This is a genomic window from Chrysiogenia bacterium, assembly GCA_020434085.1.
Taxonomy (GTDB): domain Bacteria; phylum JAGRBM01; class JAGRBM01; order JAGRBM01; family JAGRBM01; genus JAGRBM01.
Map to the genome: position 1 here is coordinate 1 of JAGRBM010000199.1, position 6,306 is coordinate 6,306.

The window sequence follows — 6,306 nt, forward strand, 5'->3', positions numbered from 1 at the left end:
ACCGGCAGGCAGACCCGGTCCAGACGGCTCGTGCCGTCGGGCAATGTTGTGAAGTTGAGCTCGTCGCCTGCCGCCAGCGCCACGCTGCGACGGAAGGCCACGGCGGCAATGGGGCGAAGGGTTTCGAGGAGCTCGTCATCGCGGAACGCGCGCAGGTCTTCCTCGCGCTGGATGCCCCGAATCTCCGAGAGCTCGCGATAGTAGAAATACGCGCCAAGAACGGCGAAAAAGAAGAATCCGATGAATGCCCAGATACTCGGCATGGGCTGCTCCCGCGCCCCTTTGGGGGCGCTGCTTCAGCCGTTGAATTCGAAGTGCGCCAGATCCCGGATGGTCTTGAGGACGGCTTCATCCTCGGTGAGCGGGATGCCCATGGCCACTTCGGCCGCACGGGCGCGGTCCATGCCGGCAACGATCATTCGGCCTGCAATAACCAACGTACGCGTGCTAGGCACTTCCTCGAGCCCCTCATCCTTGAGCGGCCGGATACGGTGCGCCAGGTGAACCAAGTGATGCGCCGTGTCGGCATCCACACCCGATTCGTGCGCAACGATCTGGGATTCCTGCTCCATCGGCGGCCAGTCGAAGTCGAGCGCCACAAAGCGCTGGCGCGTGCTCGGCTTGAGCGACTTCATCGTGTTCTGGTAGCCCGGGTTGAACGAGATCACGAGCTGGAAGGTCGGCGGCGCGTCGATGGTCTCACCCGTGCGCTCGATGAAAAGCTGGCGGCGATCATCCGAGAGCGGATGGATCACCACGATGGTGTCCTTTCGCGCTTCCACAACTTCGTCGAGGTAGCAGATACCACCGTGGCGGACGGCCCGCGTCAGCGGGCCGTCGATCCACTCGGTATTTCCGTCCTTGATGAGATAGCGCCCGATCAGGTCCGAAGCGGTCAGGTCGTCGTGGCAGGCAACCGTGTAGAGCGGTACCTCCAGCTTTGCGGCCACATGCTCCACCAGGCGGGTCTTTCCGCACCCCGTGGGGCCCTTGAGCAGCACGGGGATCTGACGCTCATGGGCGTTGGTAAAGACGTCCAGTTCGTCGCCCCGTGCGACGTAGTAAGGCAGCTTCGAATCATCGATCGCGCGCATTGTTGCTTCCTCAGGCACCGCTCGTTCCTTCCGCAGTTCCCAGGTTGAGGGCTTCATCTTCCTCGAGGAATTTCAGGCCCGGCTTGAAAAAATTCACTGCAAAGGCCACCGATCCAGCCAGGAAAACGAATCCGAAGAACATCCAGAGCTGGTAGGCCGTGACGATTGTCTCCATCTCCTGAACCAGCGGATAGGGCCGGCCCAGCAGTCTCTCAAAGACGGTCTGCGTGATGCCCGCAATCGCACTGGCAGTCGTGATGCCCAGCATTCCAATCAGCATGGCGTAGAAGCTGAACTTGTTGAGCCCCTGGTTCCAGTCTTCCATTTCCACCTTGTTGGAGATGGGAAGCATGTAGGTGAAGAAGGCCAGGTTGATCATGGCGTAGGCGCCATAGAAAGCCAGATGGCCATGGGAAGCGGTAACGTGCGTGCCGTGGGTATACTGATTGACCACCGGCAGGGTCTGCGCCATGCCGTGAAGCACGCCGATCGTCGCCATGATCGTGCAACTGATCGCCCAGAGCATCGCCATCTTGTTGGGATGCTCGGCCGTGGCACGGTTCTTTGCATACACTGCGTAGAGAACCATGCCCAGGAAGGCCAGCGGCTCCATGGCGCTGAACAGACCGCCCACAACCAGCCAGTAGCGCGGGGTGCCGATCCAGTAGTAGTGGTGACCGATTCCCAGAACGCCCGTAAACAGGGTGAAGGAAATCACCACGTAGAGCCATTTCTCGATGATCTCGCGGTCCACGCCCGTCATCTTGATCATCAGGAAGGCGAGCATCGAGCCCATGATGAGCTCCCAGACGCCCTCGACCCAAAGATGCACGGTCCACCACCAGTAGTAGCTCTGGAGCGCCTCGTTGTCGAAGTGCAGGTTCGCCGGGATGTAGAGCGCGCCGGTCAGCACGAAGCCGATCAGCATGACGATCTGGACGCCCGTGCGCCGTTTTCCCGCCATGAACGTCGCAATCACATTGGCCAGGAAGATACCGACCACCGCGACAACGGCCACGTCCAGATAAGGCGGCAATTCCACGAATTCCCTGCCCTGCCAGTAACGGAAGAGGTACCCGATCAGGCCCGCGACGCCGCCGGCGACAAACAGACCCAGATTGATCAGGGCCAGCTTGGGCCACTTGACCTCGGTCTGCCCCTCATCGGCGATCAGGTGATAGGTCGCGCCCATGAACCCGATGATCAGCCACACAATCAGCAGATTGGTGTGGTAGGTGCGGGTGACATGAAAATCGAAAAGGTGATTGTAGAAGAAGTCTCCGAACACGTAGTGCGCGACGGAGAGCAGTCCGAATACCACTTGGAGCTGGAACAGCAGAATGGCGACGATGAAGTGCCATCTGACTACGGTTCGCGTGTCCAGCGTGTTTGCTTGCTCACTCATTTACTTTCTCCGCCTCCTACTTCCCGCCCTGGGCGATATTTTTGCCGCCAAGGGCCCGGTTCGTATGCTTGAGGTATTCGATCACGAGTTCGATCTCATCGTTCGGAAGAAGCTCTTCTCCGAAGTTGGGCATCGGCGATGCCGCGAAATCGGCCTGCGGTGTACGGATTTCCGTACGAATCCAGTCAATCGGCAGGCGTGAGACCACAAAGGTCAGGTCCGGCCCCATGGGGTTGAGCGCGGGCTGCCCGTTCATCGGGTGACAGAGGGTGCACTGAAGCCGTTCAAAAACTTCCTTGCCCGCCCACGCGTCGGTGCCCGGCTGGATGTAGGTCGAAGGCGTCGATGATTCCGGCGGCGGCCACCCATTGGTGTCGATACCGTCCAGGAAGCGCAGAAACGCGATGACGTCGTCGGCTTCCTGATCGCTGAGCCCCAGCTTGGGCATCTTGCGGCGCCCAACCTGATTCCATTCCGGTCCCCAGTAAGCCACTGCCGGATCGAGCATCATGTGCTTGATCCACCCGGGTCCCATGCGTGAATAGGCCTTGGTCAGGTCGGGGGCGTAGTAGGCACCCTCACCCAGGCGACCGTGACAATTCACGCAGTTGTAGTTCTCCCAGACATCCTTGCCCCGGAGAACATCCTCGGTCAGTCCCTCTTTTTCGTTCGTTCGCTCGGCCACCACGCTATGGAAATCCGCAGTAAGCGCGAGCAACCCAACGAAACACAGGAAACTGCCTGCGATAAAGATGTTGCGAGCCGTACTTCGTTTGAGTGCCAAGACCCGATCCTCCCGTTGTATTCCACCGAGCGAATAGACTTCAGATATCCCTACCCGGAAGGCCTATCGCCCGGCGTATGAGGCAACTCATATGTCCAATGTCTATTGAAGCTATGAAGCTGCCCGCTACCTGTCAACGAAAATCCTAGGCGTTTGCTCAAACTCACTGATATGCGCCAAGTCATAACTCAGAGCCCCCCTGGCTTGGCATCGTTTGATTGCGAAGGATTCAAGATCCAGACAAGAACAAGCAGAGGGGAGCCCGCCAGAGTGAATGCCAGCCAACACGTTTCATGGGTCAGAAAATCGGTTCTGCCCACGATTCCGCGCCAGCACGGCGCGTGGAGCGCGTTGATCGCCTGTTTTGTGCTGGGGACTCTTGTCGCGCGGGCTCCTGCCCCCGAGAGTGCCCTCGTGTTCGGGGCCATGGTTTCTCTGCTCTGCATTCGTGAGGGCATCGTCCTCTCGATTCGCGCAAAAAGTGATGCGGAGCGGCAAACGCAGTTGCGTGCCGGCACCGCATTCTGGTGCGGCGCCCTTGCGCTCATGACCGCTGGCCTGTGGAATCGTGACGTCATCGATGCGTTGTTCCTCCCGGCAGTCGCCGGTGGGATTCTTTTCGTGGTCTCCCTGCTCTGGTTCGCGCGCCGCCGCAAGGATGAAATGAGCCTGCCCGGCGAGCTGCTGGGAATGGCAGGGCTGAGCCTCGCGGCCCCGGCCGCAGAAGCGGTTGCTTCGGGCGGTATCTCCGAGCGCTCGCTCGGCCTGTGGGTTCTCTCTCTCGTGTTCTTTGAGACCAGCGTCTTCCACGTCCGCCACGTGGTCCGCCATCATCGAGCCTGCATGGGCCCGCTTGCGACGCGCATCCAGGCGGGAATGCCCTCGGTTGCGGCACATCTTGTGGGCCTGGCCGTACTGGCGATACTCGCCGCCACTTCGCATTTGCCGCGTCTGGCACCGCTGGTCTTTGTTCCCGTTCTGCTCAAAGCCCTGTGGACCATTGCCGCGCGCGAGTCCCGGCCCGTGCGAATCAAGCGAATCGGGCTGATGGAACTCGCCCATACAATTGTTTTTGTTGGCCTGTGTTCAGGCCTTTACATGACCTACCCGCCCGAGGGGTGGAGTGGATTCTGATCGTGCAGGCAATGCCGACAATGAGCGCAGACAATCGAAAGAACTCTGATCCGCTGCGCCGGGACCCGAAGCTCGCGCTCCAGCTCGAGCTCCTGCGCACTGGCGCCGGCAGCACCCGGGAACGGGCACAGCTCGCCGCCGACGCGCGCGAGTTCCTCGCATCGCTTCCTCTGGAACTGGCAATTCTGGCCGAAGACGAGCTCATCAGCGCTGGCTACGACCCCGAAGAGCTTCGCCACCTGTGCAGCACCGAGATGGCGAGCACCGCCAGCACCGATGCAGAGGTTCGCGCGAAGCTCCCTCCCGGGCACCTGCTGAGCGAGCTCTATGCAGAGCACGACCTCATTCTGGGAAACGTGGACGATCTCGATCAGGCCAACACACTGATCCAGGCATCGGACGACTTCGACGAAGTCGCCCTGATGGCCTCCCAACTCCAGGTGGTGGCAGAGAATCTGCTGGCTTCGGCACCCCATCACCGCCGCGAGGAAGAGATCCTCTTCCCCGTCGCCGAGCGGCATGGGCTCATCGGCCCCACCGCGGCAATGAGCGCCGAACACGTGGGGCTCGACTACCGGAAGATGCGCCTGCACGCCCTGTGTGCGCGGGCAGCCAGCATGGCCTTCGCGGATTTCAAGAAACAGCTCAACGCCACGGCTCGCATGTTGAGCCTGGAGATTCGTGACCATATATTCAAGGAAAACAACATTCTCTATCCGGCGACGTTCAGGCTCATCGAATCCGATGAACTCTGGCAGCAAATGGTCAAGTCGAGCGAGGAAATCGGTATCTGCGATTTCTGGCCGCGTGCAAGCGTAAGCGCGGCAACGAAAAACTAGCTCTCGATGCAGGCAAGAGGGGCCTGTGAGAAAAAACATCAGCTCCGATATGGAGCAGGGATAAGGAAAAGAAAATGAGGCACATGAGAAAGTTTTTGATTCTGCTGGTGATGGCATCGATCGCCCTACCAATCGCGAGCGCGTCGGCAGCCGATGCGTCATGGACGGACAAGATCAAGGTGGGTCTTGAAGCGCGTGTGCGTAACGAGAGCCAGTTTGACTATGACCTGAACGCCAAGGCCGAGGACAAGGACAACTTCAGCCTGCTGCGCGCGCGGCTCAATGTCACGGCGACTCCGACGGAAAACTTCCGCGGGTTCATCCAGATCCAGTCTTCGCGTGTATTTGGCGACTCGGCCCTTTCGGGCACCTTCGGACCGGGCAATACCGCACGCGGCATTGCCGCCGATGACGAGGACATTGCGCTCCACCAGGGCTACCTCGACATCATCGGCAACGACCTGACCTTTCGCGTGGGACGTCAGGAAATGATCTTCGGCGATCAGCGGCTCGTCGGTGCGCTCGGGTGGTCCAACCGCGGCCGCAGCTTCGATGGCGTCTCGCTCATCCACGACACCGACAGCCATAAGGCGACGCTCTTCTTCCATCTGATCCAGCGCAATGCCGCCGGGACAACGACGCTGGCACTGAGCCCTCTCCCGCCGACCCCGCCGGCACTGGTCACGGTCACATTTGGCGCACCCGGCAACAACGACCCGATGTTCTTCGGCGCGAATGTAACGCTCAAGGAGATTGGAAACGGCCTGGACGTCTACCTTTTCGGCTTCGTCGACCGCGACGGTCAGACGATCAACCCGGCGAAGGTCCAGGACGGCAATCTCGCTTTTGCCACTCTGGGTTTTCGCACCAAGGACATGCCTGGGGACGGCATCGGTTATGACCTCGAAGGTGCCGTGCAGGGCGGGGAGAACGACGATGTGGGCATCATGGCCTTTGCCGGTCACGTTGCTCTGGGATTTGGCGTCGAGGATGCGAGCGGCCTGAAGCTGCTGGCCGAGTACAACATCGCCTCGGGCGACAATCCCAACA

At 60.3% G+C, this 6,306-nt stretch carries 7 protein-coding genes; 3 read left to right on the top strand and 4 right to left on the bottom strand.

Annotated elements, in window-relative coordinates:
- The 4 genes from KDH09_06550 to KDH09_06565 all read right to left on the bottom strand — a co-directional run.
- The coding region (locus tag KDH09_06550; GenBank protein MCB0219339.1) for a hypothetical protein at positions 1–263 on the bottom strand (263 nt) is incomplete at its 3' end.
- 33 nt (positions 264–296) lie between these two features.
- On the bottom strand, positions 297–1,094 hold the full coding sequence (locus KDH09_06555) for a CbbQ/NirQ/NorQ/GpvN family protein (protein MCB0219340.1): 798 nt from the start codon (positions 1,092–1,094) through the stop codon (positions 297–299).
- 10 nt (positions 1,095–1,104) lie between these two features.
- A complete protein-coding gene (locus tag KDH09_06560) occupies positions 1,105–2,499 on the bottom strand; it encodes a cbb3-type cytochrome c oxidase subunit I (GenBank protein ID MCB0219341.1) in 1,395 nt (464 codons plus the stop codon).
- Between the two features lie 16 nt (positions 2,500–2,515).
- Positions 2,516–3,283 (bottom strand): c-type cytochrome, encoded by a 768-nt coding sequence (locus KDH09_06565; protein MCB0219342.1) that lies wholly within the window; start codon positions 3,281–3,283, stop codon positions 2,516–2,518.
- A gap of 270 nt (positions 3,284–3,553) precedes the next feature.
- Between KDH09_06565 and KDH09_06570 the strand changes: the two genes are divergently transcribed.
- The 3 genes from KDH09_06570 to KDH09_06580 all read left to right on the top strand — a co-directional run.
- Entirely contained in the window at positions 3,554–4,417 is an 864-nt protein-coding gene (locus tag KDH09_06570) for a YwiC-like family protein (protein ID MCB0219343.1), read from the top strand.
- Between the two features lie 20 nt (positions 4,418–4,437).
- Entirely contained in the window at positions 4,438–5,256 is an 819-nt protein-coding gene (locus KDH09_06575; GenBank protein MCB0219344.1) for a hemerythrin domain-containing protein, read from the top strand.
- An 83-nt stretch (positions 5,257–5,339) separates the two neighbouring features.
- A partial coding sequence (locus tag KDH09_06580; GenBank protein ID MCB0219345.1) for an alginate export family protein occupies positions 5,340–6,306 on the top strand: 967 nt, incomplete at its 3' end.